The following is a 23377-nucleotide window of genomic DNA, read 5'->3' on the forward strand; positions in this document are numbered from 1 at the left end:
TCGGCAGAACCAGGGGGCACGTTCGGGGCTCTACCCGGCCACCCGGGATTCCAGCACGGTCAGGTCGCGCTCGGCGTAACGCCGGTGCTCCCACTCCTCGTTCAGCACCGTCTGCAGGCACTCCGCCACCGGGTAGCGGTCGGCGGGCGGATAGCCCGGCCCCTCGACCGGTTCGGTGTGGGCGGCCAGGCTCTGCTCGGTCAGCCCGTCGATCACCCGGCGCACGGTGGCGCCGCGCTCGGCCCGCAGGGCCAGCACCTCGTCCAGGCCCGGCCGGGCCCCCTTGTCCCAGGGCACGCCCGGTTCCGGGTCCATCTCGTCGAACGGCAGGGCCAGGGGGTGCCAGGGGCGGGGCTCGCCCAGGACGGCCCGGCTGATCCAGATGTCGGTGGCGTAGACCAGGTGGCGCAGCGTCTCGATGAACGACCACTCCTCGTCGACCCGTTCGTGCAGCAGCTCCGGCGGCAGGGCCCGGGCCCGCTGAACGGTGGCCTGCCACCGGGCCTGCAGGATGTCCCAGGCCTCGCTGTAGCCGGCCACGTCGGTGGGCCGCATCTTGGCCCGGTCCGGTTCCCGGCGGTCCAGTTCGGCCTCGATCAGCGGGCCCACGTCGACCCCGTTGATCCGCAGCCCCTCGATCTGGCCGTCGATCTCCACCTCGCCGACCCAGACGCCCCGCATCCGGACCTTCCAGAAACTGCTCCGGCGCACCTGCACCTTCTGGAACCGGGAGTCGGTCAGGTCCACGTCCGAGAAGTCGGTCACGACGGTCAGTGTTCCAGGCTGGAGGCGATCCGATCGGCGTCTTCGAACAAGCGGGCGATGTACGTCGGGCACGCGGAGGCCGCTCACCCGGAAATAGGCCATGATCATCACATGGCCGACGGACCGGACAGCACGCCCAAGCCCCGACGACGGATCGTCCGGCGGACGGTGCGCAGCCTCGGCGCCCTGCTGGCCATGCTGCTTCTCGTGGTCAGCGCCGCCGTGGCCGCTTTCGCCGTGCACGGCTCCGGCACCGTCGACCGCTCGATCCGCAGCACCGGGCAGGACGCCTACTGGCTGGGGCACGCCTGGGTGGACGGCCGCAAGACCCAGACCGACGTGGACGCCCTGGCCGCCCAGCTCGAGGGCACCGGCATCCGTGACCTGTACGTGCACGCCGGCCCCTACGCCGACGACGGCACCCTCGATCCGGCCCTGCGCCCCCGCGCCTCCTGGCTGCTCGAGGCTCTGCACACCGCCCTGCCCCAGGTGCGGGTGCAGGCCTGGCTGGGCAACGTGCTCGCCGAGAACCGGATGAGCCTGGCCTCGGCCGCGACCCGGGCCCGGGTGCTCGAAGGGGCCGAGGCGATCCTGGCCGAGGGCTGGGACGGCGTGCACTACGACTTCGAGCCGGCCCGCAACGGCGACCAGGACTTCCTCGACCTGCTGGCCGCCACCCACTCCCGCACCCAGGCCGCCGGCGCCCTGCTGTCGGTGGCCACGCCCAAGCTCCAGCCGGTCACCGGGCTGCACCACCTGCAGTCGAGCCAGTGGACGAAGGCCTACATGCGGCGGGTGGCCGGGTCGGCCGACCAGATCGCGATCATGGCGTACGACACGTTCCTGCCCAGCGAGCGGGCCTTCCAGGGATACATCCGCCGCCAGACCACCCTGGCCCTGGACGCCGTGCCGGCCGACGTCGACCTGCTGATCGGCGCTCCGGCCTACCAGGACCAGAAGATCAACCGTTTCGACGCGGCCGAGACCGTGCCCGCCGCCATCGCGGGTGTGCAGCAGGCCCTGGCCGGGCGGGCCCGGGACCGGCCGGTCGGGCTGGCGCTCTACGTCGACTTCGACGCCACCGAAGAGGACTGGGCCAGCTACCGCGACGACTGGGGCCGGACCGCCCCGTAGCTCGCCCGAAAACTCAGGTGAAGACTGTAGAGATCAGCATGAGCACCGGCATGCAGCCGAGGGTGGTCAGCAGGGCCACGTCCCGGGCGATGTTCTCTCCCCGGCCGAACCAGATCGCATAGGTCTGCACGTTCTGGGCCGTGGGCAGGGCGGCCATCGCGATCACGGAGAACAGTTCCGGCCCTTCGAGGTTCAGCAGCAGGCCACCGACGGCCCAGGCCACCAGCGGCATGAACAGCACCTTGACCGCGGTGGCGGTGAGCACCGGCGGCAGGTCGGCCCCGGCCAGCGGCCGCCGGCCCCACAGGGTGATGCCGAAGGCCATCAGCATCAGTGGGACCGCGGCGCCGCCGAGGAGCTCCAGCGGCCCGCTGACCACCGCCGGCACACTCACGCCGGTCACCGACACGATCACTCCGGCCACCGTGCCGAGCACCAGCGGGTTGCGCACCGGCACGGTGAGGATGCCCCACACGTCCAGCCTGCCCCGCACTCCCAGCTCCAGCGCGGCGGTGACGGCCGGCGCCAGCACCACCAGCTGCAGCATGATCAGCGGCGCGGCGGCCGAGGTGTCGCCGACCACGTAGGTCGCCACCGGCAGCCCGATGTTGGCCGCGTTCGCGTAGGAGGATGCGGTGACGCCGATCGTGGTCTCGGCCAGCGGCCGGCGGAAGAACAGGAGCGACAGCACCACGAAGACGCTCGCACTGACCAGGGCCGACAGCAGGGCGACCAGCGCCGCCGTGGAGGCCAGCACCGAGGGATCGCCGTGGGCCATGGTCAGGAACAACAACGACGGGCTGGCCACCGCATAGGCGGTCTTGCTCAGGTAGCGGGCGCCCTCCCGTGGGATCACCCCGGTGGCGGCCAGCACGACCCCGGCCAGCACGACGGTCAGGATGATGGAGAAACCGGTGACGACACCCGTCACTGCGTGGAGGCCCTTCTGCTTACATCAGGTCGGTTCAGGTCAGGAACAGGACCACCGCGACGACGGTGGCGAACCCGACGATGGTCCAGCGCAGCACCTCGGAGGGCAGGCGCCGGGCCAGCCGGGCCCCAACGAAGCCGCCGATCACCGTGGCCGGGGCCAGGACCGCCACCGCCGGCCAGTCCACCGGCCCGAAAATGCTGTACACCAGCACCGTCGTGGTGCCCACCACGGCCGAGAACACGTTGCGCAGAGCGGTGATCCGGCGCAGCGGCTCGTCCAGCACCAGCGACAGCCCGGCGATCGCCAGGATGCCCATCGCCGCGTTGAAGTAGCCGCCGTACAACCCGCACAGGAAGAAGACCAGGTGCACGAGCAGCTGGGTGCGGCGCGGCGAACTGTCCTTGGGCGGCCCGGCCAGTGCCTTCAGACGCTTCTGGAAGGCCATCAGCGCGGCCGCGAGCAGCAGCAGGAACGGCACGACGATCTCGAACGCACCGCGCGGAGCGAGCAGCAGAATGGCGCTGCCGCACAGCGCCCCGGCCACGATCGTCGGGATCACGCCCAGGATGCGGCGGCCCTGGCCGGCCAGGTCGGGACGGGTGGCCACGGCGCTGGAGGCGTAGCCGGGCGCGACCGAGAGGGCGTTGCTGACGTTGGCCGCCACACTCGGCAGGCCGATCGCGACCAGCAGCGGGAAGGTGATCAGCGAGCCGCCGCCGGCGATCGCGTTCACCCCGCCCGCCAGCAGACCGCCGCCGAACAGCGCGAAGGCCTCCCACACCTGCATCCGAGGCCAAGCCCTTCTTCACGCCGTCTTCGGCTCACCGGTCCCCGGTATGGTCCCGGCGCCGCCGGGGTGCGGGCAAGGATCCGTGGCGAGCCCCACTCGCCCTCCTCACCGGCCCCGCCGGTCCTCCTAGCCGTCCGCGTCTGCCCCATCAGGCCAAATCATCCCGGATCCGACTTAGGGGTGACGTTCGGCCGGAGTCCGGAGCATTAACCTTCAGGCCATGCAGAAGCTCGGTCCGGCCCTCCTGCTGGCGGCGTTCTCGCTCGGTGGGCTCGCCGAGGTGGTGGTCGAGGGCACCGGTGCGGGCTTCCTGGTCCCCTCGTTCGCCGTCTGCGCGGTGGCCGGGTTGCTGATCTGGCGGCAGCCGCACGAGCGGGAGGTGTTGCTCGGCGGGGCCGCCTCGATCTGCCTGGCCTCGGCCCTGCTCACCCTGGCCGCCGTCGCCCACCTGGTGCCGGCCCGGTTCTCCCCCACCGAGGTGCTCGGCCTGCTCACGCTGGTGCTGCTGGTCTCGCGGCGGCGCTGCACCGGCACGCAGGAGAGCGTGGTGCTGCTGGCCCTGGTGCTGACCGCGGTGGCCGCCCCCTGGCGTGAACCCTCGGCCACCAGCGCCCTGGCGATGTCGGTCGTGGCCCTCGCGGCCTCGGTGTCGGTGGTGGCCGGCTGGAGTCTGCGCGAGGGCGGCCTCGCCGTCGACCGCAGGGTGGCCGGGGTGCTCGCCGAGCAGCGCCAGGGCCTGGCCCGCGACCTGCACGACGACCTGGCCCACCACGTCACCGGGATCATCGTGGCCGCCCAGGCCGCGGCCGTGGTCACCGGGCCGGAGTCGGCCGCCGCCCGGGCCGCCCTGCAGCGGATCGAGCAGGCCGCCGTGGACGCCCTGGAGTCGATGCGCAGCACCGTCGCCCTGCTCCGGGTGGACGACCAGGAGGCGGTGGCCCGGCTCAGCGGGCCCGAGTGGCCGTGGGACCTGATCTCGCTGGTGAAACGCTTCGGCCAGACCACCGGCATCCGCACCACCCTGACCATCCGGGCCGACCAGGTGCCCACGGAGCACTGCCAGACCGTGCACCGGGTCACCCAGGAGGCGCTGACCAACGTGAGCCGGCACGCCCGCCTGGTCTCCCGCGCCGACGTCGTGATCGACCGGGACGAGCGCGGGCTGCTGGTGCTGGTGACCGACGACGGCGCCGGGAGCCGGGAACCGTTCTCCAGCGGCGGATTCGGCCTGCTCGGCATCCGCGAGCGGGCCCGGGCCCTGGGCGGCGAGGTCCGGGCCGGGCGCCGCGAGAACGGCGGCTGGCAGGTCGAGGTGGTCCTGCCGATGACCGAAAACCCGGTCCGCGAGATAGAGTTCAGCCGGTGACGATCACCGTGCTCGTGGCCGACGACCAGGACATGGTGCGCACCGGTTTCGCGATGATCCTCGGCGCCCAGCCGGACATCGAGGTGGTGGCCGAGTGCGCCGACGGCGTCGCCACGGTCGAGGCGGCCCGGCGGCTGCGTCCCGACGTGGTCATGCTCGACATCCGGATGCCCGGCCTCGACGGCCTGGAGGTCACCCGGCTCCTGGCCGGGCCGGGGGCGGTCCAGCCGCTGCGGGTACTGGTGGTCACCACCTTCGGCGAGGACGCCCTGGTGGACACGGCTCTCGACAACGGCGCCCTGGGCTTCCTGCTGAAGGACGCGGGCCCGGCCCTGCTGGTCGAGGCGGTGCGGGCGGCCGCCGCCGGTGACGCGCTGATCAGTCCCTCGCTCACCCGGAACCTGCTGCACCGGCGCCAGGCCGCTCCGGCCAAGCCCACCCGGCCGGGCAGCGCGGCCCTGCTCAGCGAACGGGAACTGCAGATCGTGCGTCTGGTCGCCCGGGGCCGCACCAACGGCGAGATCAGCGAGGAACTGTTCCTGGCGCTCGGCACGGTCAAGTCGCACCTGGCCAAGGTGCAGACCAAGCTGGGCCTGACCAACCGTGTCCAGGTGGCGGCCTGGGCCTGGGAGAACGGCCAGATGCAGCGCTGATCCGAGGTGATCAGCGCTGCTACTCGCCGCCGAACACGTCCTCGTCGCCCGGCTCGCCGAGCGAGGCGCAGTACTGCGCCGGCCCCGGTGTCTCCACGTCGCCGGCCACCGGCGTCCATTGTTCTTCTACCACCGCCCCTTCGGCGAAAGTCAACCGCAGCAGAGCACCTCGGCGGTCCAGCGGCCCGAGACCGAAGGCGACGAAAGTGTCGTTCACCTGGGCCTGCCCCTGCACCGACTCGGCATGCGTGCCGACCACCACATCGGCCCCGGCCTCACTCAGCCGGGCAGCAAAGTCCCGCTGCGCCAGCGAGACACACGACGTGCGGCGGTTTCCCCAGTGCGGCATCACGATCACCACATCGCTGTCCACCCGGGCCTGCCGCACGGCCGTCAGAGCCATGGTCTGGTTACGGGCAGAAGCAATCCCCGGACGATCGGGGCGGGCGTCGTCGGCATCAGTCGCCTCCTCCACCTGGTTGAGACCGATCACCGCGATCCGCTGCCCGTTGATCTCAGTCCGCCAGGGTTGGTACGCCTGCGCCGAGTCGCGCCCGGCCCCGAAAGTCACCCCCGTGCCGAAACCTTCGGTTCCGTAGTCCATCACCTCGTCATTGGCCAGGCTGACCGCATCGATCCCTTTGCGCTGCAGCAGCTTCAGCGCTTCCGGGGTGGGAGCGGAGCTGAGCGTGGCCAACGTCAGGTCGGCGTGCCCGAGCGACTGGGCCACGGGCTCCAGCACAGCCCCGTCCGGCTTCCCGGCGAACCGGATGTCGCCGGCGAAGCTCAGGGTCAGGCTGCCCGCTGTCGCCGCTCTGACGCTACCGTTCGGCGGTGCCGCACAGCCCGCCATCAGCAGGAGCGGAACTGCCAGCAGAAGAGCCCTTCTCACACCGTGACCCGTTCCGGACCGGACGACCAGTTCTGCCAGACCGAGGCGTCGATATTGCCGCCGGAGACCACGCACAGCGCCTTCAGCGACCGGTCCCCCCGATGCAGCGCAGCCGCCAGAGCCGCAGCGCCCGCCCCCTCGGCCCGGATCCGCGCCTGGTTCCAGAGCCGGTGCATCGAGGCGCGCAGATCGGCGTCCGACACGGTGACCACCTCGAGGCCGTACTGCTGCGCGGCGTCGAAGGCGATCTGCCCGATCCGCCGCACCAGCAGCCCTTCCGGCATGCCGGCGGCGCTGTCCAGAGTGATCCGGCGTCCGGCCCGCAACGAAAGGGCCAGTGCCGGAGCCTGCTCGTACTCGACTCCGATCACCCGCACCCGGCCACCCCATTCCCGCAGCGCCGCAGTGACCAGACCACCGCCGCCCACCGGAACGAAAACCACGTCGGGCACACCGTTCTGCTCGGCGCACTCCCGGAACAGACTGCGGTGGCCCTCGATCACCTGGTCGTCGTCGAAGCTGTGCACGAACAACGCGCCGGTCTGCTCAGCAGCACGCCGGGCAGCCAGCTCACAATCGTCGAAACCGCCCTCGACCAGAACCGGGTGCGCCCCGGCCCCGGCGATCCGGGCCAACTTGGCCTGCGGAATGGTCTGCGGCACGTAAACGGTCAGATGCAAGCCACGCTCGGCCGAGGCCAGGGCCAAGCCGGAGGCATGGTTCCCGGTGGAGGCCGCCACGATGCGGGTGCCCGGGGCCAGGCCGGCCGTACGGTGGAAAGTGCCGCGATACTTGAACGCGCCCGACTTCTGCTGGGTCTCGTCCTTGACCGCCAGCTCACCCCACTCCTCGTCCGGCAACACCGTGACGGGCGTGCGAACCGGCCCACTCATACGGGCACCGCCTGAGTCAGAGCTGCAGCGGCCACATCCAGGCCCGCCGAACGACTTCCCTTGACCAGCACCACGTCCGAAGGCCGTAGCACCGGCTCCAGGGCTTCCGCCACATCGTGCGGCTGGTCCAGCACCAAAGCTTCGCGAAGGCCGGCCTGGCAAGCAGCGGCCACGGCACGGGCCGGATGCGTCCCGACCGCGACCATCACGTCCACGCCCAGCGAGGCCGCCAGTCGCCCGACCTCCTCGTGCGCGCTGACGGCCAGATCCGCGAGGTCGGCCATCTCTCCGAGCACCGCGATCACCCGCCCACCCTCCAGCCGGGCGGCCACCAGCGCTCGCAGGCCGGCCTCCACCGAGACCGGATTGGCGTTGTAGCTGTCGTCGATCACCCGCACGCCGTCCGGGCGCTCGGTGATCTGCATGCGGCCCGGCGAAAGGCTCGCCCGGGCCAGCCCTTCCGCGATCTCGGCAGCGGTGAGTCCCAGATGGGTGGCCACCGCGGCCGCCGCCAGAGCATTCACCACCATGTGCTCACCGGTGACCGGCAGCTGCACCGAGGCCTGTCCCTGCGGAGTCTCCAGAACGAAAGCCGCCCGTCCCTGTGAGTCCAGGCGGACGTCCATTGCTCTGATGTCTGCCGGATGGCGCACGCCGTAGGCGAGAACCCGGCTTCGCGCCTGCCTGCGCATAGCGGAAACCCGCCGGTCGTCGGCATTCAGTACAGCCAGGCCATCCGCCGGCAGGGCGCGCACCAGCGCCGCCTTCTCGGTGGCGATCGCGTCCTGCGAGTTGCCGAACTGCTCGAAGTGCGACATCCCGACGATGGTGACCACCCCGACGGAGGGAGAGGCGATGTCGCACAGCTCGGCGATCTGCCCGGCCCCGGCCGTACCCATCTCCAGGACAGCGACTTCGGTGTCGGGCTCGATCCGGGCCAGGGTCAGCGGAAGGCCGATCTCGTTGTTGAACGACTTCTCGTTCGCCACCGTGCGCCGGTGCGGTGAGAGCACCGCCGCCAGCATGTCTTTGGTACTGGTCTTGCCCGAGGAACCGGTGACCCCGACGATCGTGGCGCTCGAACGCAGCCGCGCCGCCCGGCCCACCTGCCCCAGTGCGGTCTGCACGTCGGGCACCTCGATCCGCGGTACCCGCTGCTCGGCCCAGCGCTGCGCGTCCGGGTGCCGTTCGGGCACGAGGGCGACGGAGGCGCCGAGCTCGTGCGCCGCCCCGACGAACCGGGTGCCGTCGGTCTGCTCCCCCGGCAACGCGGCGAAGATCGATCCCGGACGGGCCTGTCGGGAGTCGACCACCAGACTGTCCGCCCGGGCGTGCGGGTCGGCGTCGAGCAGAGGGCCGCCGGTGGCAGCGGCGACATCAGCGAGGCTGAGCGGTATCAACGGTTCTCTTCCGTGAGCTGGTACAGGTTTTCGAGCAGAGCCGGGAACGGCAGACCGGCCGTGCCCATCAGTTGGGCGAAGGCGCTCTGCGCGGTCATCCCGGGCACCGTGTTCACCTCGTTGACCAGCAGCGAGCCGTCACGCAGGTCGAGGAACAGGTCCACCCGGGCGAAGATGTCGCAGCCGAGCGCCCGGTAGGCCTGCCCGGCCAGCCGGCGGGCCTGCTCGATCACCTCGGGCCCGACCCCGGCCGGCGTCTCGAAGCGCAGCCGGCCCTTCAGGTACTTCTCCTCGTACCCGAGCACCATGCCTTCCTGGATGCACTCCAGCGGCTGCGAAACCGTCAGCTCGGGGCCGTGTCCCACCACCCCGACGAGGAACTCGCGGTGCGGGACGAACTCCTCGATCAGCGCGGTGTCGTCCCAGCGCAGGGCCTCGTCGATGGCCGCGGGCAGGCCGTCGGCGGCCGGGACCTCGGTGACCCCGAAGCTGGAGCCACTGCGCGCGGGCTTGACGAACCACGGCCCGGCGCCGAGGCCTTGGGCCGGCACCCGGGGGTCGGCCTTGCTCACCGCGAGACCGGCAGCGACCGGCAACCCCGCCGAGCGCAGCACCGCCTTGGTGAGCTGCTTGTCGAAGCAGACCGCCGAAGCCGCCACTCCGCAGCCGATCACCGCCAGCCCGTAGGCAGCCAGCAGGCCCTGCAGGGTGCCGTCCTCGCCCCACTGACCGTGGCAGAGCGGCAGCACCACGTCGTACCCGTCGAACACCCCGCGCGGCGGCGGGGCCGTGAACACCTCGGTCTCGGCCGGTCCGGAGACAGCGGCGGAACCGGCCCGCAACGGAAGCCGCTGCGGGTCGGCCCGGGCGATCAGTTCCCCGTGCGCACCGGGGCCGACGAACCAGCTACCGTCCTTGCTGATCCCGACGGCCAGCACGTCCCAGCCGAGCCCCTCCAGCTCGGCCAGCACCGACCCGGCACTGCCGAGACTGACTTCGTGCTCCGGTCCCGGCCCCCCGAAAAGAATCGCGATCTTGCCTACGAGCTTGGGCATGCAGCAACCCTGCTGCACCCCGGCAGGGCCGACATCGGCCACCCGACCGGTTCGATCGAGCCCGGATCAGCCAAAAGACCGATGACAGAGCGTGGACGGGCTATGACACCGGGTCAGAGGTCACGGTGAGCGTCGAAGCCAGCTCGACGAGTTTCGGCCGGCACCGCGCCGCCTCGACCAGGTCGAGATATCCGGTGGAGAGGTAGAACGCCAGGTCTCCCTGCGAGTCGGACACCCGCCAGACGAAAACCTCGTGCTCCTGGACCAGTTCGTACTCCGGGTTCACCGGCGCCCGGTAGCGCTGCACCAGGTGCACCGCGGGCCCGGCGGGAGTCTGGATCGTCTCCTGCACGGCCGGCTGCTCGAGCATCTCCTCCGGCAGCCGGAACTCCTCCAGCAGGCCGGCCGTCGGCAGCGACTCCGGGACCGCCTCCACCCGGACGACGACGCTGCAGATCACCGGCTCGGCCGCGACCGGCTGCAGGAAGAGCAGCATGACCGGCGGAATCTCTTCCTTGCGGGCCGCCTCGAGCGCCGGAACCATCACGTCGACCAGCAACCCGACCCGCTCGGCGCTCAGCTCCGCCCGTTCCCGGGCGGCCCGGCGCAGGATCGTGGTCTGCGCCCAGCGACGGGGATCGGCCTCCAGGTCGGCCTGGACCCACTCGTCCGTGTGATCGAGTACGACAGTCGTCATCTCAGCCCTCCCGGAAGCGCAGCGACCCGGCGATCGCCTCGAACAGCACCGACATGGGCTCGGCGATCTGCTCCATCGGCGTACGGAACGTCAGCAGCAGGATCTGTGAGCCGTCCGGGAACGGCACGTACACGTCCAGGCCGGTGAAGGTGACCTTGAACGGTTCGGCCCCCTCCTCCTGCGAGCGGAACCGTTTGGGTTCGCTGCGCCGCACGGCCGGGACCACGTCCTCACCCACGGTGACGGTGGTGGGTTCACTGCCCGGTGCGTTGGCCAGGACCCGGGCCAGGATCTCGGCGTCGACGCCCGGCGGCACCGGCTGCGGGACCACCGTGACCACGCAGGTGGCGGCCACCGGCAGTCCCCGGCGGATCTCCGTGAGGACGTAGAACTCCCGCCCGCCGCCGTTGAAGGCCTCGTCGGCCAGGGACAGCAGTTCCCGTTCGAGGGCCCGCCGCAGGGCCGGGCCCTGGTCCCGGGAGATGCTGCCGAAGGCCCGGCCCACCAGGGCCGAGACCTGTTCGCGGCGGTCGGTCCTCAGGCGGATGCGGGACCAGGTGCTGGGCATCAGCAGCGACCAGCCCGTGGCCGCCGGTTGTGTCTCGCTGGTGCTCATGGCGTGTCGGGTGCTCACTTCTCTGCGTACCGGCCGAAGGTGAGCGCTTCCTTGAACTTGTCCTCCACGCCCATCGCCCCCAGAGCCCTCTCGAAGTTGTCCGCGTAGGTCGTGACCCGGTCCGCGTTGGCGATCTTCTTCAGGTTCGCCTCGATCCCGGCCAGCGTGTTCTTGGCCATCTGGGAGTCGGGGGCGAGCTGGCCCAGGGCCTTGAGCTTGTCCGGGTCGAGCAGGACCTCGGAATCCATCCCGAGGATCTTGCCGGCCCTGGAGTCGGCGAACCTGCTCAGGCCCGGGCGCATCTTCTCGAGGAAGGCCGGAGCCTTCTCCTTGACGATGGCGTTGAAGGCGTCGTCGGCCTGCTGCCCGGCCTTGGCCAGCATCTTCTCGTTCAGCAGGGCTCGGGTCCGGTCGCTGACGGTGCCCCCGGCCGCCTTGATCCCGGCGACGGCCTCGTCGACGTTCTTGGCCCCGGCCTTGGCGAAGCCGTCGAGGGCGCCCTGCTTGCCGAGCACCTTGAGGAACTTCTGGCCCACCCGGGCCCCGCTGGTCGCCATCCGGCCGTAGCCGAAGGTGGCCAGCCCGACCACGTCCATGCCGACGTCCCACCAGGAACCGTCACCCGAGAGCGCGAGCATCAGGTTGAACACCAGGCTGACCCCGGTGGCCACGGCGGCGAGGGTGAGGAACGCCGGGGCGAGCACGTTCACCACCGGGATCACCGCCAGCACGGCACCGATCGCGCCCAGGACCATGCCGATGTTGCCGGCCCACTCGGAGATGGTGCTGAACAGCTCGGCGTTCTCGTGCACCCAGTTGGTGAAGGAGTCCCACTGCTTGCCGGACCAGTCCTTGACCTTGTCCCACCAGCTGTCTTTCAGGCCGTCGTTGTCGATCGCCCGGCGCACCGTGTCGGCGGCCCGTCGCCCGGCCGCGTCACGCTGCTCGACCGCCCGGTGCATCCGCTGCATCGGACCCTGCAGGGCGTCGGAGACCTCGGTACCCGACGGCGAGGGGGACGGCGTCGGCCCGGGGGCCGACGGGGCGGCCGAGGCGGCGGCCGCCGCCTTGGCCTTGGCCTCCGCCTCGGCCTGCTTCGCCTCGCGCAGCGCCTGGTCGGCCTCCTGCTGGGCGTGGGCCAGTTCGGTGGCGTAGGTGCTGAGCGCGTCGCCCACCGACTGGTAGCGGCCGCGCGCCTTGCTCAGCTGCCCGGCCACCTCGCTCGCGGTGGAGGAGAACGCGCGGGCGCCGTCACTGTCCCAGCCGTCGTCGTTCGCGAGCCGGTTCAGGGTGGCCGCCTGGGCCCCGAGCTCGGCCGCGAAGTCGCGGTAGCGCCGGGCCACCGCCTGGATCTCGGCCTGGTCGCCGGGAACCGGGTCGGAGGCGGCCAGCGGCGACCAGTCGGCCGGCCGGCTCACTTGCCGCCCTCGGGAATCGAGAGCGCCTCGGCCATGGAGTTGTCCAGCTGGCGGTAGGCGGTGGCCGCCCCGGCCACGAACTTCTGCGCGCCGGTCACCGCCTGGATCAGGTCTTCCCGCCGGATCCGCCAGTTGTCCGAGAAGTCGCCCAGCGCACCGGCCAGGTCGGAGTTCGCCACCACCTGGGCGTCGTGGTCGGCCGCCGACCGCGAGGCGGTCAGCTCGTTGGCCACCTGCCCGAGCCTCGTCGCCGTCGTCTCCAGCAGACCGACGTCGACCTTCACGTACTGCGCCACCGCACCCCCAGGTACTCCACACCGACAGACACCCCCGGCCCCGTGCACCGGAGCCGCTCAGCGGGCCACCCTACCGATTCCACCCGGGCCGACCAGAATTGGTCAACAGCAAGTAGTTACAGCCTTACCCACAGCGGCGAAGAGACGTCAGGTCTTGCGCGCCAGCCCGCTCAGCCCGGCTGCGAGGAGGGTGGTGCCGGCGTAGCCGAGGACGGTGGACAGGTACAGCCAGTCCCGCAGGGCCCGGTCGGCGAACGTGGTGGAGCGGGGTTGCCACTGGTCACGCTGGTGCAGGTTGAGGATGGGCACCACGCTCTCCAGCGAGTACGCCGGGGCGGACAGGCAGGGGTACTGCGGGCCGCAGTGCGACGAGGTGACCGCCGGTTGCGGGGCGGTCTCCCCGGTCTGGATGAACGCGTCGTTGCGGGCCCCCAGCCAGACCGCGGCCAGGGTGACCAGGTAGACCGCGACCAGGGCCCAGGCCGCGCGGGCGGGGCGGTAGCCGTGGCCCAGGCTGCGGCCGATGAACCAGTTCCAGGCCCGGGCGGCCAGGTTCAGGTCGCCACGCCGGCGCAGGTCGTCCTGCTGGGCCATGGCCACGGTGGTGGCCTCGTCGAGCTGGCCGTTGCGCCGGTAGACGTGCACCAGCTGCTGGTACGGCTCGGGCATGAAGCCGGGCTGGCGGCGGATCCAGGCCAGCCTCTCGGCCGGTGAGCTGGGTGCCCGGGAGCTGAGCCGGTCGTAGGTGAAACCGTCGATCAGCAGGCCGTCCCAGTCCGGCCAGCTGCTCTCGTCGTCGTCGATCTGCCCGACCTGGGCCCGCCGCAGGTCCATCCGGTGCGGCCGGCGGGGCGCCCGGGCCCAGCTGAAGTTGCCGGCCAGGGTCATGCCCCGGCCCGAGAACGTGCCCTCCAGGGTGCTGGCCCAGAAGCTGAAGTCCCCCTGGATCCGGCAGCGCACCAGACCCAGGGTGCCCGCCACGGTGGTGCCCCCGGTCATCCACACGTTGCCGCCGACCTCGGCGTCGGCCAGGTCGAGGGCGGAGCGCTCCGGGCTGCGGAACGAGCCGCCCACGCAGATCACCGAACCGCCGATCCGCGCACCGGCCAGGCACACGTCGCCCTCGGCGCCGAAGTGGTCGCCGGTGGCCTCGTCGTCGAACCGCACGTCGCCGCCGACCGCCAGGTTCATCGCCCGCAGGGCCTGACCCCCGGGGTTGACCAGGGTCGCGCCGTCGCAGTCGAGCATCCCGCTCACCCGGGCGTTGTCCAGGCCGATCCGGCCCGCCGAGCGGAACCCGCCGCGCAGCACCACGTCGCCCTCGACCAGGATGCCGGAGCCCTGGATCGAGTCCCCCGAGTGACCGTCGAACCGGCCGTTGGTGCAGTCGAGGTTGCCGCCGATCCGCGCCCCGGTCAGCCGCACCCGGCCGGTGGCACCGAACTGGCCACGCATCAGCAGGGCACCCCCGACGGTGATCCGCTCGGCGGTGAGCGCGTCGCCGGCCGGATCGGCGAACGAACCCCCGTCGCAGCTGAAGTTGCCCTCCACCTTGGTGCGGTTGAACGCGACCCGGCCCTGCGCCTGGAAGCCGTTGGTCAGATGGATGTTTCCGCGCACCTCGGCGTCGGAGACGATCAGCGCACTGCTGCCCGGGTTGGTGAAGTGCCCGCCCGAGCACTGGAGGCTGCCACCGATGCGCGCGCCGGCCAGGTTGACCGCCCCCTCGGCCCGGAACCGGTGCTCCAGGTTCAGTGAGCCGGTGGTGCGCAGGCGGTGGGCGTCGATCGCGTACCGGGTGCGCTGGTGGCGCTGCGAAGCCTCGACCGTGCTGCCCGACAGCACCAGCTCGCCGTCCACCGAGGCGTCCTTCAGCAGCACCGACCCGGTGAACACGCTCCGGCTCAGCCGCACGGTGCTGGCGCTGACCAGGTGCTCGGCGCTGAGGCCGGGGATCCGGCAGCGCACCAGGCTGAGCCCGGCCACGGTGGCGTGATCCAGGTGGACCGGTGCATCGAGGGTGCAGTCGACCAGGTCGAGGGGCACGAGCAGGCGCTGCCACTCCCAGTCGATCTCCCCGACGATACGGGCCCCCCGTACCCGCACCCCGCGCGGATGGACGCCCTCGGTGGCGGTCAGGATGCCGAGCAGCACCGAGGCCGGGACCTCCCGGTCGGCCGGCCACGACACCTCGGGTTTCCGGCCGTCGAACCGGCCGTCACCGGCCAGATCGAGTCTCTCCCCCCGCCGCGCGGCCGCGAGCACCCGTTCCGGCATCGAACCAGCTCCCCTGTCGCTCCCGGTACAGCGCGAAGATCCTCATCATAGGAACGAGGTGCGGACCTGGACGCCCGTCCGCCGAAATACCCGATCGGGCAGCCGAACGCCTCTGGCCGAGGACCGTTCTGCGTGGCAGGCTGCTAGGTGGCACCTGGGAAGTGAGACGGTGCCGGCTGCACCACCGGAAGATGTTCGATCGCCATCACGACTTGACGTGACGATTGAAGAGAGGAGTCAAGGCGATGGCTGCCAGTCAAACCGTGCGAACGAGCACCACGATGCTGCTCGCCCCGGTCTACGACCTCGTACCCGTGGCCCGTGCCGGCTCCCTGATCTTCGGGTCCGGCCGGCGCAGGTGCCGAACCACCGACGTCCAGCTTTCCGGAGAAGCCTTCAACCCGCGCTGACAAGGGTCGCGCGACCGACGGCGCCGCTTCCGGAAAGCCTCCGGTGACGGCGCTTTTTCGCGGGCCACCTTTCGCGAGTCGTCGCGAGGTGTCGCGAGGTCATGGGGTGGCGCTCGGGGTGGATCCTTCCGTACGGGCCCCGGCGCACCCCCTTCGGCGAACCAGGTCAGATCTTCACAGACCACTACCTAGCGGCACCGTGAAGGTGGTGTGTTCCAGTACCCGCGGATCGTGGGTGGAGGTGATCACCAGTGCGCCCTGCGCGACCGCGGCGAGCACCGCGTCGATCACCCGCCGGGCGTTCTCGTCGTCCTGATGGGCGGTCGGCTCGTCCAGTACCACCAGGGCCGAGCCGAGCGACAGCGCCCGGGCCACGGCAACCCGCTGCTGCTCACCGATCGAGCCCTGACCGACCGGCCGAGACGCCAGGGACTCGATCCCCAGTCGCCGGAGAACGGCTTCGGCCTGGGCACTTTCGAACGGGACCCCGGCTGTGAGGGCGGGCAGGACCAGGTTCTCCACGGCGGTGAGCTGTTCCAGCAGGGCCAGACGCTGGGGCACGACGGCGATGCGCCGCCAGTCGGTGATGTCGGCCGTGGCCACGCCGTCCAGGGTCACCGTGCCCTGCTCGGGCCGCTCGAACCCGGCCACCAGGTGGCACAGGGTGGACTTGCCGGAGCCGGAGTGACCGGTCAGGGCGACCAGCGTGCCCGGTTCCGCCTTCAGATCAACATCTTTGAGGACGCCGTGGGTCACCGCGGCGACAGTCAGCTGCCCGGTCATGAGTTCTCCTGTGGAGCGGACAGGACGACCTGGCCGTCGATCACCTGCACCCGGGTGCGTCGGCCGGGGAACAGCTTCAGGGCCTCCGGCGGCAGCTGCAGACGTCCGGCCGAGTCGATCACCGCGTCCGCCTCCCGCACCTGGTGCACCTCCGCCCCGGAGCGTTCGGCCGAGAGCACGCCGTGCCGTAGGTGCAGCACCCGCGGCAGTTGCCGCAGGGCGCGCGGGTCGTGGCTGGACAGCACGCAGGTGGTGCCCTGTCCCGCGACCTTGGCGAACGCGGCCAGGACCCGCTCGGCGTTCTCGTCGTCGAGCTCGGCGGTGGGTTCGTCGGCCACCACCAGGGCCGGGGCCCGGGTGAGGGCGGCGGCCACGGCCAGGCGCTGCTGCTCGCCGCCGGACAGCCGGCCGGGACGGGCGTCGGCCCGGTGCGAGAGGCCCAGCAGGTCGAGGGTGGCCGCGGGTTCCAGCCCGGACGAGCGGCCGCGGATGCGGGAGATCTGCTGCAGGTTCTCGGTCGCGGTCAGGTGCGGGAAGAGGCCGTGGGCCGGGCGTTGCGGTACCCAGGCGATGCTGTTGCGGCGCAGCGCCTTCAGGGCCGGTTCGCGGGCCTGGGTGACATCGGTGCCGAACAGGGTGACGGTGCCCGCGCTGGCTCGGTCGCGCAGGGCGAGGATGGACAGCAGGGTGCTCTTGCCGCCGCCGGAGGGGCCGGCGATGGCGGTGATCCCGCCGGGTGGGAAGTCCACGTCCACCCCGCGCAGGGCGTGCACCTCGCCGGAGGCGGCGCGGTAGATCCGCACCACGTTGTGCAGGCCGGCCGTGCTGGGTTCACTGGTCATCGCGCAGCACCTCCGCGGGTTCGAGGGTGGCCGAGCGGCGGGCCGCCACCACCACGGCCAGCAGGGTGACCAGGGCGGCGGCGAGCGCGCTGGTCAGCAGGGGAATCAGCGGAACCTGCACTCCCATGGCCGGGGACAGTTCAGGACCGGGTTCGACCAGGCGGGGCAGCAGAACCAGCACCAGGGCGAGCGGCGCGACCAGTACCGCCAGGGCGGCCAGGCAGGTCAGGGCCAGTTCGCTGGCCCGCAGCCGGACCAGTCGCGCGGGCCGGACCCCGAACCGGCGCAGCACCAGATCGACCGGCGCCGCCCGGGCCACCCGCCGGTCCACGGCCACCAGCAGCGACAGCCCGGCCAGGGCCAGAGCGGCCAGCCCGAGGACGATCTGGTAGGTGGCGGCCCACCCGCTGGAGGTCAGGACCGGGGTGGCGCGGGCCTGGTCCATCGACGTGACCGACCGGGCGGTCACGCCCAGCTCCTCCAGGTACTGCCCGAGCGAGTCGGCCGACCGGGTCGACCAGAGCCAGGTGGCGTAGCTGCCCTGGCCTTCGCTGATGCCCTTGACCGAGGGGTCGAGGTTGCGGTTGCGGGCGTCCAGCGAGGCGAAGAGCTGGGCTGCGTCGAAGACGACAGTGGGACGATCGGTGCCGGGGAAGGTGGTCAGCCCGGCCCGGGCGGTGAGCTGGATCTGGTCGGCCCCGACCTGAATCGTGCCGCCGGCACCGGAGTCCCAGTCGGGCAGGCCGACCAGGAGCGCCGGCAACGGATCGCCGACCTTGGCCTCACCGAAAAGACCGAGCGCGGAACGGGCCTCGGCCAGCTCGGGGCCCTGCCCCCAGGCCGCCACCGAGGGCAGCGTTCGGGCATTGACCACCAGCACGTCGACATCCACGTAGTCGGGCTGCAACTGGGCCCGGGCCCGCCAGACCAGCGAAAGCCCTTCCCCCAGGTCCGGGTCCGCCCCTTCCCCGGCGCCCAGGTCGTAGGAGTGCTGGATCTGCGCCGTGCTCTCGGCCCCGGCCAGCACCGAGGCCTTGTCCAGGGCCGAGGCGTGCACGCTGGTCGCCGACACCAGCCCGTAGGCCAGGACCCCGACCCCCAGCGCCAGGACGACCACCAGGTCGGCCACCGGAACACCGGTGTCGCGTAGCCCGCGCAGGACCAACGCGTTGGCGCTGGTGCGGCTGCGGCGCCCGGAGAACATCCCGAACAGCCAGGTGCCCACCCGCACCACCAGCAGGCTGCCGCAGGCCAGGACCAGGATGGGCAGCACCGCCGAGAGCGGGTCGGTGTACGAGGCCCCGCCGTCCCGGGCCACCGTGGCGATCACCGCGCACACGGTGGCCCCGGTCAGCAGCCCGAGCCAGGGTCCCTTGGACCGCCCAGAACCCCGAGGACCAGAATTGGAGGACGATTCGTGCCCGGCGAGCGCGCGATTGATAGAGCGGGCCTGCAGCAACCCCACCACGGCGTTGCCCAGCAGGGTGACCAGGGCGACCAGCCCGGCGGCGAGGGCGGTGGTGGTCACCGCTCCGGGCCCGAGGTCGCGCTGCGGACCGAAGGTCTCGAAGGCCAGCCAGGCCCCGGCTCCGCCGGCGGCCGCGCCCACCACGGCGGGCAACAGCAGTTCCAGCACCCCGGCCGCGACCACCAGGGGCAACGGCGTTCCCAGACCGGCCAGCAGTTCGTTCTCGCGGCGGCGACGCTGGGCCAGCGCCCGCAGGGCGGTGACCACGGCGGCCAGGCCGAGGGCGGCACCGGCGAAGGCGATGCCGCGGCCCTGCTGGGACGCCGTCAGCGCATCCTTCTCCGCCTGGGCCTGCAGGTCCGGCAGCCCGGTCTCCACCCTCGCGATCGCTCCCGCGCTGGTCAGCAGCCGGGTCAGTTCGCTGCCCGGGTCGGCACCGGCCACCTTCAGCTCCTGGGCCGCGGCGGCCGCCTGCTCCAGCCGCTCGGGCACCCGACCGGCCTCGGTCAGCGCAGCCGAACGGGTCCAGGTCGGGGTCTCCCGGGCGGCCTGCAGGGCCGCGTTCACGGTGTCCCGGTCGCCGATCATCAGCAGCGCCGGCGTGGGGCAGCCGAGCGGGTCGCTGGGCAGGCGCGCGGCGATCGACGAGAAGTACGAACCGGCCGGCAGACGCCCGTCCGGCCCGGTGCGGTAGGTGCCGGCCAGCCGCACCTTCGAGCGGCTGGTGACCGGTGTCCCGGCCGGCAGGTCGGCCTTGTCCACGTAGGCGCCGACCTGGTCACAGCCCTGGATGTCCGTGCCCTGGAAGGTCTTGCCGGACCAGAACTCGTCGCCCGGCCGTAGGCCGAGGTCCGACGCCACGCCCTCGGGCAGCCAGATGCCCTTCGCACCGCGCTCGCCCTGCACCACGTCCAGCGCCTCGACCGCGCCGGTGCGGTGATACAGCACCGCCTCGCGGCGCTTGCCGTCCACCGCCAGGAAGGGCGTGGGAGTGCCGAACTCGTACTGCCAGCCCGAGGCCCACACCGCGGTGACCGGACCGCCCAGCCAGGGCACCCCGTCCACCATCTGCGTGACCTTGGCCTCGGCTTCGGCCGGGAAGCCTCCCGCCACCACCACCCCGAGGGCCGGTTCCCGGACGAGCTGGGTGTTGGCCGGCACGGTCGCGAGCTTGCGCTCCAGCGAGCCCGACGCCGTGGCCCGGCCGAACAGCGGCCCGGCGGCCACCAGAGCAGCCAGCAACGCCACACTGACGGCGATCATCGCCGCCGTCGAGCCGCTGCGCAGCATGCGGCCCGGCGCACGCAGCAGTAACGGCCACGCGCTGAGCATCCCGCCTCCGACCTTCACCTGATTCCGTCCCCCGAACCGGGTCAGCGTAGTGGGGCGGCGTTCAACTGCGACCAGCACCTGCTTGGCACGTCCTGCCACACCTGCGAAAGTCCCGCCCGCACAGGGCGTAGCCACTGCTCGCGGCCGGAGATGAACTGATGGAACAGACCAGACAGAGCACCACGGACGGGTACTCGCGGCAGATCTGCTCAGCCGAGTGGATCTACGTCGGCATGGGCGTTCCCAACGTCGTCCAGCACGTCTTCGAGGGCGAGGGCGAACTGGCCGTCGCCGACCTCGAGCGGGCGGTCGCCACGGCGGCGGACTTCTCCCCCGGTGTACGACTGCGGCGCAAGCGCCGACGCTGGATCGACTCCGGCATCACGCCGCCCGTTCGGGTTCTGCCGCTCGAGCCGGGTGCCGACCTCCTGGCCGACCCGGCCCTGCAGACCCCGCTGAACTACCGCCGTAAGGGCCCGACCTGCGAGGTCCTGCTCGTGCCGGCCGTCGGGGACGCACCCACGCGCCTGGTGTTCCGCGGTTTCCACGGCATCACCGACGCCCGCGGCCTGCTGCTGTGGGCCGGTGACGTGTTCCGGGTGCTGCGCGGTGAGCAGCCGCTGGGCGCCACCTCCACCTGGAACGTGGACGAACTGATCGACCAGCTTCCGACGAACGGGCTGCCGCAGCTGCCCACCCCCAAGGACAAGCCGGAGTGGCCCAGCCTGATGGCGCCGCTGGCCGGCCGGCGCCCCGGCCTGATCTGGCGCCGGCGCAGCATCGACGGCCTGCACGCGGCGGCCACGGCCAAGGTGATCGCCGCCATCGCGGCCGCCCACGGCCACGCCGAGGGGCGCTTCCTGATCCCGGTCGACCTGCGCCGCCACCTGCCCGCCCTGCGCTCCACCGCCTGGCTGTCACAGGCGCTGGTGGTGCCCACCGCTCCCGGCGCCGGCTGGCAGGACGTTCACCAGGAACTGCTGCAGGGGCTGGCCGAGTTGCGCGACATCCGGGTGCGCACCAACCCGAAGCTGACCCGCGTACCCGTGTCGATCGTCCGTCTGCTCAGTGACGGGGTGGCTGCCGACGCTGCCCGTAAGCAGCGCTACTTCGGCACCGCGTTCGTCACCAATCTGGGGTTGGTCGACCTGGCCGAGTTCAGCAGCGAGGCCTTCCGGGCGACCAACCTCTACTCGCTGGGCGGCTCCGGCCCCTCCTCCCCGCCGACCGTCGATCTGGTCGAGACCGCGGGCCGTACCGAGGTGGTCATCACCTGGCGGGACGTGCCCGGCGCGGCCGAGGCGATGGACGCTCTGCTCGACGTGATCGAGGAGGCGCTCTCCCCTCGTCACCTGCGTGACCACCCCGCCAACCGGACGACGGTCCAGGAAAGTGGCTCACCGGCGTCCAAAAGCTCGTTGCTCCAGCTGTTCCGCGACCAGGTGGAGCAGACCCCCAACGCCATCGCCCTCAGCGGACCCGACGGTGAGGTCAGCTACCGCGAGCTCAGCGAGCGCGCTGACGCGATCGCGGCCACCTTGCGCGGGCGGGGTGTGGCTCCCGGCGAGGTCGTGGGGGTTCTGGCCGAGCGCACGCCGGCGGCCATCGCCGGGATCTGGGGCATCCTGCGGGCCGGCGCCGCCTACCTGCCGCTGGACATCCAGCATCCGGACGGGCGGGTCGCCGATCTGCTGACCGACGCCGAGGCCCGCTTCTGCCTGGTGCAGGCCCCGCACGACGCCCGCCCCTGCTTCCCCGAGCACTGCACCCCGGTCGATCTGGACGCCGAGCACCAGGCCGACGGCAAGCCGGATCCCGAGCCCGCCCCCGGTGACCTGGCCTACGTCATCTACACCTCGGGCTCGACCGGCCGGCCCAAGGGTGTGCAGATCGAGCACGGGCCGCTGCTGAACTACTTGTTCTGGGGCAACCAGGAATTCGGCATCGACGCCACCACCCGGCTGCCGCTGCTGACCTCGCTGTCGTTCGACGTCTCCGGCACCTCGATCTTCGGCCCGCTGATCACCGGCGGCACCGTGGTGCTGGTCCGCGACCAGCCCACCCACCTGACCCTGCAACGGCTCCTGATGGAGTCGGGGGCCACGATGCTGAACCTGACGCCTTCGCACCTGGAGCTGATCGGCCGGCTCGACGTCCGGCCCGGCGGTTTCCGCAGCATCGTGGTGGTCGGCGAGCAACTGCGGGTGGAGGTGGCGGCCCGGGCGCAGGAGATGTTCGGCCCGCAGTGCCGCATCATCAACGAGTACGGCCCGACCGAGGCCACCATCGGCATCACCGCCTACACGTTCGACCCGGTGGCCGACGCCGAGCGCAACGTGGTCCCGATCGGGGTGCCCGCGCACAACTCTCAGGTGCACCTGCTCGACGCGCACCGCCGATTCGTGCCGGACGGCGAAGTGGGTGAGCTTTACCTGGCCGGCGCCCAGCTGGCCCGGGGCTACCTCGGCCGGCCGGACCTGGACGAGGAGCGTTTTCCCACGCTGGTCGACGGAACCCGGGTGTACCGCACGGGAGACGTCGGGGTGCGGCGGCCGGACGGGATCCTGGAGTTCCACGGGCGGATCGACGACCAGGTCAAGATCCGCGGGCACCGGGTGGAGCCGGCCGAGGTGGCGGCCACGCTCGAGGAGCACCCCGGTGTCGACCGGGCCGTGGTGGTCGCCCGGGCCCGTAGTGCCGGCTCGGCCAAGGCCCTCTACGGCTACGTGCTGGTGAACTCGCCGGTGACCGTGGCCGAGCTGGAGGCGCTGGCGGCCGAGCAGCTGCCCTCGTACATGGTTCCGGCCGCAGTGTTCGTGGTGGACGAGATCCCCTACAGCATCAGCGGAAAGGTCGACGTCAAGGCCCTGCCTGATCCTTTCGAGGGTGGGCCCGCGCCGGAGGCCGGCACTGGTGCCGTGGACGCGACCGAGGCCCAGATCGTCGCGATCTGGAGTCAGGTGCTGGGCATTTCGCCCAGCGGGATCGACACCCACACGGACTTCCATGTCCTGGGCGGGGATTCGCTCTCGCTGCTGACCATGCTGGCGGCGGTCTGCCGCGACGTGCTGGGCTCACCCGAGCTGGAAGCGCCGTTCATGGCCCAGCTGGTGAACATCATCGTCCGCCCGACCGTGGCCAACGTGGCCCGGATCGCGCGCCAGACCATGGGCCTGCCGGAGGACCTGGCCATGAAGGCCGACTACCCAGGGTAGTCATCGTCCCTTCGATACACGACGAACACCCGGCAATGTCCAGATTTGTCACCGGGCTCGTCTTGACACTCCCACACCAACCCCTGAACTGTTCCGTTTAGCACTACCGATTGCGTAATGCGCAACGGAACAGTTCAGCGG

Annotated in this window: 20 protein-coding genes; 5 read left to right on the top strand and 15 right to left on the bottom strand. The window is 71.7% G+C overall.

Annotated features, from left to right (window positions below; translation table 11 throughout):
- Nucleotides 1-30: 30 nt before the first annotated feature.
- Nucleotides 31-765 (bottom strand): DinB family protein, encoded by a 735-nt coding sequence (locus QSK18_RS10595; protein WP_232810602.1) that lies wholly within the window; start codon nucleotides 763-765, stop codon nucleotides 31-33.
- Between the two features lie 111 nt (nucleotides 766-876).
- On the opposite strand from QSK18_RS10595, the gene QSK18_RS10600 reads away from it, so the two are divergent.
- Nucleotides 877-1899 (top strand): glycoside hydrolase family 18 protein, encoded by a 1023-nt coding sequence (locus QSK18_RS10600; RefSeq protein ID WP_285618288.1) that lies wholly within the window; start codon nucleotides 877-879, stop codon nucleotides 1897-1899.
- 13 nt (nucleotides 1900-1912) lie between these two features.
- Here QSK18_RS10600 and QSK18_RS10605 read toward each other — a convergent pair whose 3' ends face one another.
- Both QSK18_RS10605 and QSK18_RS10610 read right to left on the bottom strand, forming a co-directional pair.
- Complete coding sequence (locus QSK18_RS10605) at nucleotides 1913-2830, bottom strand: AEC family transporter (RefSeq protein ID WP_285618290.1); 918 nt, start codon at nucleotides 2828-2830, stop codon at nucleotides 1913-1915.
- A 34-nt stretch (nucleotides 2831-2864) separates the two neighbouring features.
- Nucleotides 2865-3620, bottom strand: a complete 756-nt coding sequence (locus QSK18_RS10610) for a sulfite exporter TauE/SafE family protein (protein WP_285618292.1) — start codon at nucleotides 3618-3620, stop codon at nucleotides 2865-2867.
- 223 nt (nucleotides 3621-3843) lie between these two features.
- Between QSK18_RS10610 and QSK18_RS10615 the strand changes: the two genes are divergently transcribed.
- Both QSK18_RS10615 and QSK18_RS10620 read left to right on the top strand, forming a co-directional pair.
- Nucleotides 3844-4989: a sensor histidine kinase gene (locus QSK18_RS10615; RefSeq protein WP_285618293.1), complete on the top strand. Its 1146-nt coding sequence runs from the start codon at nucleotides 3844-3846 to the stop codon at nucleotides 4987-4989.
- Nucleotides 4986-5642: a response regulator gene (locus tag QSK18_RS10620; RefSeq protein ID WP_285618301.1), complete on the top strand. Its 657-nt coding sequence runs from the start codon at nucleotides 4986-4988 to the stop codon at nucleotides 5640-5642. The genes QSK18_RS10615 and QSK18_RS10620 overlap by 4 nt, the downstream gene beginning before the upstream one ends.
- A 19-nt stretch (nucleotides 5643-5661) precedes the next feature.
- On the opposite strand, the gene QSK18_RS10625 is transcribed toward QSK18_RS10620, so the two are convergent.
- The 9 genes from QSK18_RS10625 to QSK18_RS10665 form a co-directional block, all read right to left on the bottom strand.
- Nucleotides 5662-6534 (bottom strand): CapA family protein, encoded by an 873-nt coding sequence (locus QSK18_RS10625; protein WP_285618303.1) that lies wholly within the window; start codon nucleotides 6532-6534, stop codon nucleotides 5662-5664.
- A complete protein-coding gene (locus QSK18_RS10630) occupies nucleotides 6531-7427 on the bottom strand; it encodes a threonine ammonia-lyase (protein WP_285618304.1) in 897 nt (298 codons plus the stop codon). The genes QSK18_RS10625 and QSK18_RS10630 overlap by 4 nt, the downstream gene beginning before the upstream one ends.
- The gene (locus QSK18_RS10635) at nucleotides 7424-8827 is read right to left on the bottom strand and encodes a UDP-N-acetylmuramoyl-tripeptide--D-alanyl-D-alanine ligase (protein ID WP_285618305.1); all 1404 of its coding nucleotides are present in this window, start codon (nucleotides 8825-8827) and stop codon (nucleotides 7424-7426) included. Before QSK18_RS10635 ends, QSK18_RS10630 begins: the two co-directional genes overlap by 4 nt.
- Nucleotides 8824-9882 carry a D-alanine--D-alanine ligase family protein gene (locus QSK18_RS10640; protein ID WP_232810593.1) on the bottom strand — a complete coding sequence of 353 codons (1059 nt, stop codon included), beginning with the start codon at nucleotides 9880-9882 and terminating at the stop codon, nucleotides 8824-8826. The genes QSK18_RS10635 and QSK18_RS10640 overlap by 4 nt, the downstream gene beginning before the upstream one ends.
- A gap of 100 nt (nucleotides 9883-9982) precedes the next feature.
- Nucleotides 9983-10579: a hypothetical protein gene (locus QSK18_RS10645; protein ID WP_232810592.1), complete on the bottom strand. Its 597-nt coding sequence runs from the start codon at nucleotides 10577-10579 to the stop codon at nucleotides 9983-9985.
- Between the two features lies 1 nt (nucleotide 10580).
- Nucleotides 10581-11195, bottom strand: a complete 615-nt coding sequence (locus QSK18_RS10650; protein WP_232810591.1) for a hypothetical protein — start codon at nucleotides 11193-11195, stop codon at nucleotides 10581-10583.
- 14 nt (nucleotides 11196-11209) lie between these two features.
- Nucleotides 11210-12613 carry a WXG100 family type VII secretion target gene (locus QSK18_RS10655; RefSeq protein ID WP_285618312.1) on the bottom strand — a complete coding sequence of 468 codons (1404 nt, stop codon included), beginning with the start codon at nucleotides 12611-12613 and terminating at the stop codon, nucleotides 11210-11212.
- A complete protein-coding gene (locus QSK18_RS10660) occupies nucleotides 12610-12909 on the bottom strand; it encodes a hypothetical protein (protein ID WP_232810589.1) in 300 nt (99 codons plus the stop codon). Before QSK18_RS10660 ends, QSK18_RS10655 begins: the two co-directional genes overlap by 4 nt.
- A gap of 147 nt (nucleotides 12910-13056) precedes the next feature.
- Nucleotides 13057-15186 carry a bactofilin family protein gene (locus QSK18_RS10665; protein WP_232810588.1) on the bottom strand — a complete coding sequence of 710 codons (2130 nt, stop codon included), beginning with the start codon at nucleotides 15184-15186 and terminating at the stop codon, nucleotides 13057-13059.
- Nucleotides 15187-15431: 245 nt separating this feature from the next.
- Between QSK18_RS10665 and QSK18_RS10670 the strand changes: the two genes are divergently transcribed.
- On the top strand, nucleotides 15432-15596 hold the full coding sequence (locus QSK18_RS10670; RefSeq protein ID WP_232810587.1) for a hypothetical protein: 165 nt from the start codon (nucleotides 15432-15434) through the stop codon (nucleotides 15594-15596).
- Between the two features lie 174 nt (nucleotides 15597-15770).
- Here QSK18_RS10670 and QSK18_RS10675 read toward each other — a convergent pair whose 3' ends face one another.
- The 3 genes from QSK18_RS10675 to QSK18_RS10685 are packed head-to-tail and all read right to left on the bottom strand — an operon-like array spanning nucleotide 15771 to nucleotide 20021.
- Nucleotides 15771-16379 carry an ABC transporter ATP-binding protein gene (locus QSK18_RS10675; RefSeq protein WP_232810586.1) on the bottom strand — a complete coding sequence of 203 codons (609 nt, stop codon included), beginning with the start codon at nucleotides 16377-16379 and terminating at the stop codon, nucleotides 15771-15773.
- A complete protein-coding gene (locus QSK18_RS10680) occupies nucleotides 16376-17221 on the bottom strand; it encodes an ABC transporter ATP-binding protein (protein WP_232810585.1) in 846 nt (281 codons plus the stop codon). The genes QSK18_RS10675 and QSK18_RS10680 overlap by 4 nt, the downstream gene beginning before the upstream one ends.
- Nucleotides 17211-20021 (bottom strand): hypothetical protein, encoded by a 2811-nt coding sequence (locus tag QSK18_RS10685; protein WP_285618317.1) that lies wholly within the window; start codon nucleotides 20019-20021, stop codon nucleotides 17211-17213. Before QSK18_RS10685 ends, QSK18_RS10680 begins: the two co-directional genes overlap by 11 nt.
- Before the next feature lie 158 nt (nucleotides 20022-20179).
- Here QSK18_RS10685 and QSK18_RS10690 point away from each other — a divergent pair, with 158 nt between their 5' ends.
- On the top strand, nucleotides 20180-23236 hold the full coding sequence (locus tag QSK18_RS10690) for a non-ribosomal peptide synthetase (protein WP_285618319.1): 3057 nt from the start codon (nucleotides 20180-20182) through the stop codon (nucleotides 23234-23236).
- Nucleotides 23237-23377 lie beyond the last annotated feature (141 nt).

Source organism: Kineosporia sp. NBRC 101677 (assembly GCF_030269265.1).
Taxonomy (GTDB): Bacteria; Actinomycetota; Actinomycetes; order Actinomycetales; family Kineosporiaceae; genus Kineosporia; species Kineosporia rhizophila.

What these genes read in the sequence shown, in the direction of transcription:
- QSK18_RS10600 (WP_285618288.1), top strand. Translation starts at nt 877, where the DNA reads ATGGCCGACGGACCGGACAGCACGCCCAAGCCCCGACGACGGATCGTC.
- QSK18_RS10685 (WP_285618317.1), bottom strand. Translation starts at nt 20,021, where the DNA reads ATGCTCAGCGCGTGGCCGTTACTGCTGCGTGCGCCGGGCCGCATGCTG.
- QSK18_RS10675 (WP_232810586.1), bottom strand. Translation starts at nt 16,379, where the DNA reads ATGACCGGGCAGCTGACTGTCGCCGCGGTGACCCACGGCGTCCTCAAA.
- QSK18_RS10640 (WP_232810593.1), bottom strand. Translation starts at nt 9,882, where the DNA reads ATGCCCAAGCTCGTAGGCAAGATCGCGATTCTTTTCGGGGGGCCGGGA.
- QSK18_RS10690 (WP_285618319.1), top strand. Translation starts at nt 20,180, where the DNA reads ATGGAACAGACCAGACAGAGCACCACGGACGGGTACTCGCGGCAGATC.
- QSK18_RS10645 (WP_232810592.1), bottom strand. Translation starts at nt 10,579, where the DNA reads ATGACGACTGTCGTACTCGATCACACGGACGAGTGGGTCCAGGCCGAC.
- QSK18_RS10665 (WP_232810588.1), bottom strand. Translation starts at nt 15,186, where the DNA reads ATGCCGGAACGGGTGCTCGCGGCCGCGCGGCGGGGGGAGAGACTCGAT.
- QSK18_RS10630 (WP_285618304.1), bottom strand. Translation starts at nt 7,427, where the DNA reads ATGAGTGGGCCGGTTCGCACGCCCGTCACGGTGTTGCCGGACGAGGAG.
- QSK18_RS10680 (WP_232810585.1), bottom strand. Translation starts at nt 17,221, where the DNA reads ATGACCAGTGAACCCAGCACGGCCGGCCTGCACAACGTGGTGCGGATC.
- QSK18_RS10650 (WP_232810591.1), bottom strand. Translation starts at nt 11,195, where the DNA reads ATGAGCACCAGCGAGACACAACCGGCGGCCACGGGCTGGTCGCTGCTG.
- QSK18_RS10670 (WP_232810587.1), top strand. Translation starts at nt 15,432, where the DNA reads ATGGCTGCCAGTCAAACCGTGCGAACGAGCACCACGATGCTGCTCGCC.
- QSK18_RS10610 (WP_285618292.1), bottom strand. Translation starts at nt 3,620, where the DNA reads ATGCAGGTGTGGGAGGCCTTCGCGCTGTTCGGCGGCGGTCTGCTGGCG.
- QSK18_RS10615 (WP_285618293.1), top strand. Translation starts at nt 3,844, where the DNA reads ATGCAGAAGCTCGGTCCGGCCCTCCTGCTGGCGGCGTTCTCGCTCGGT.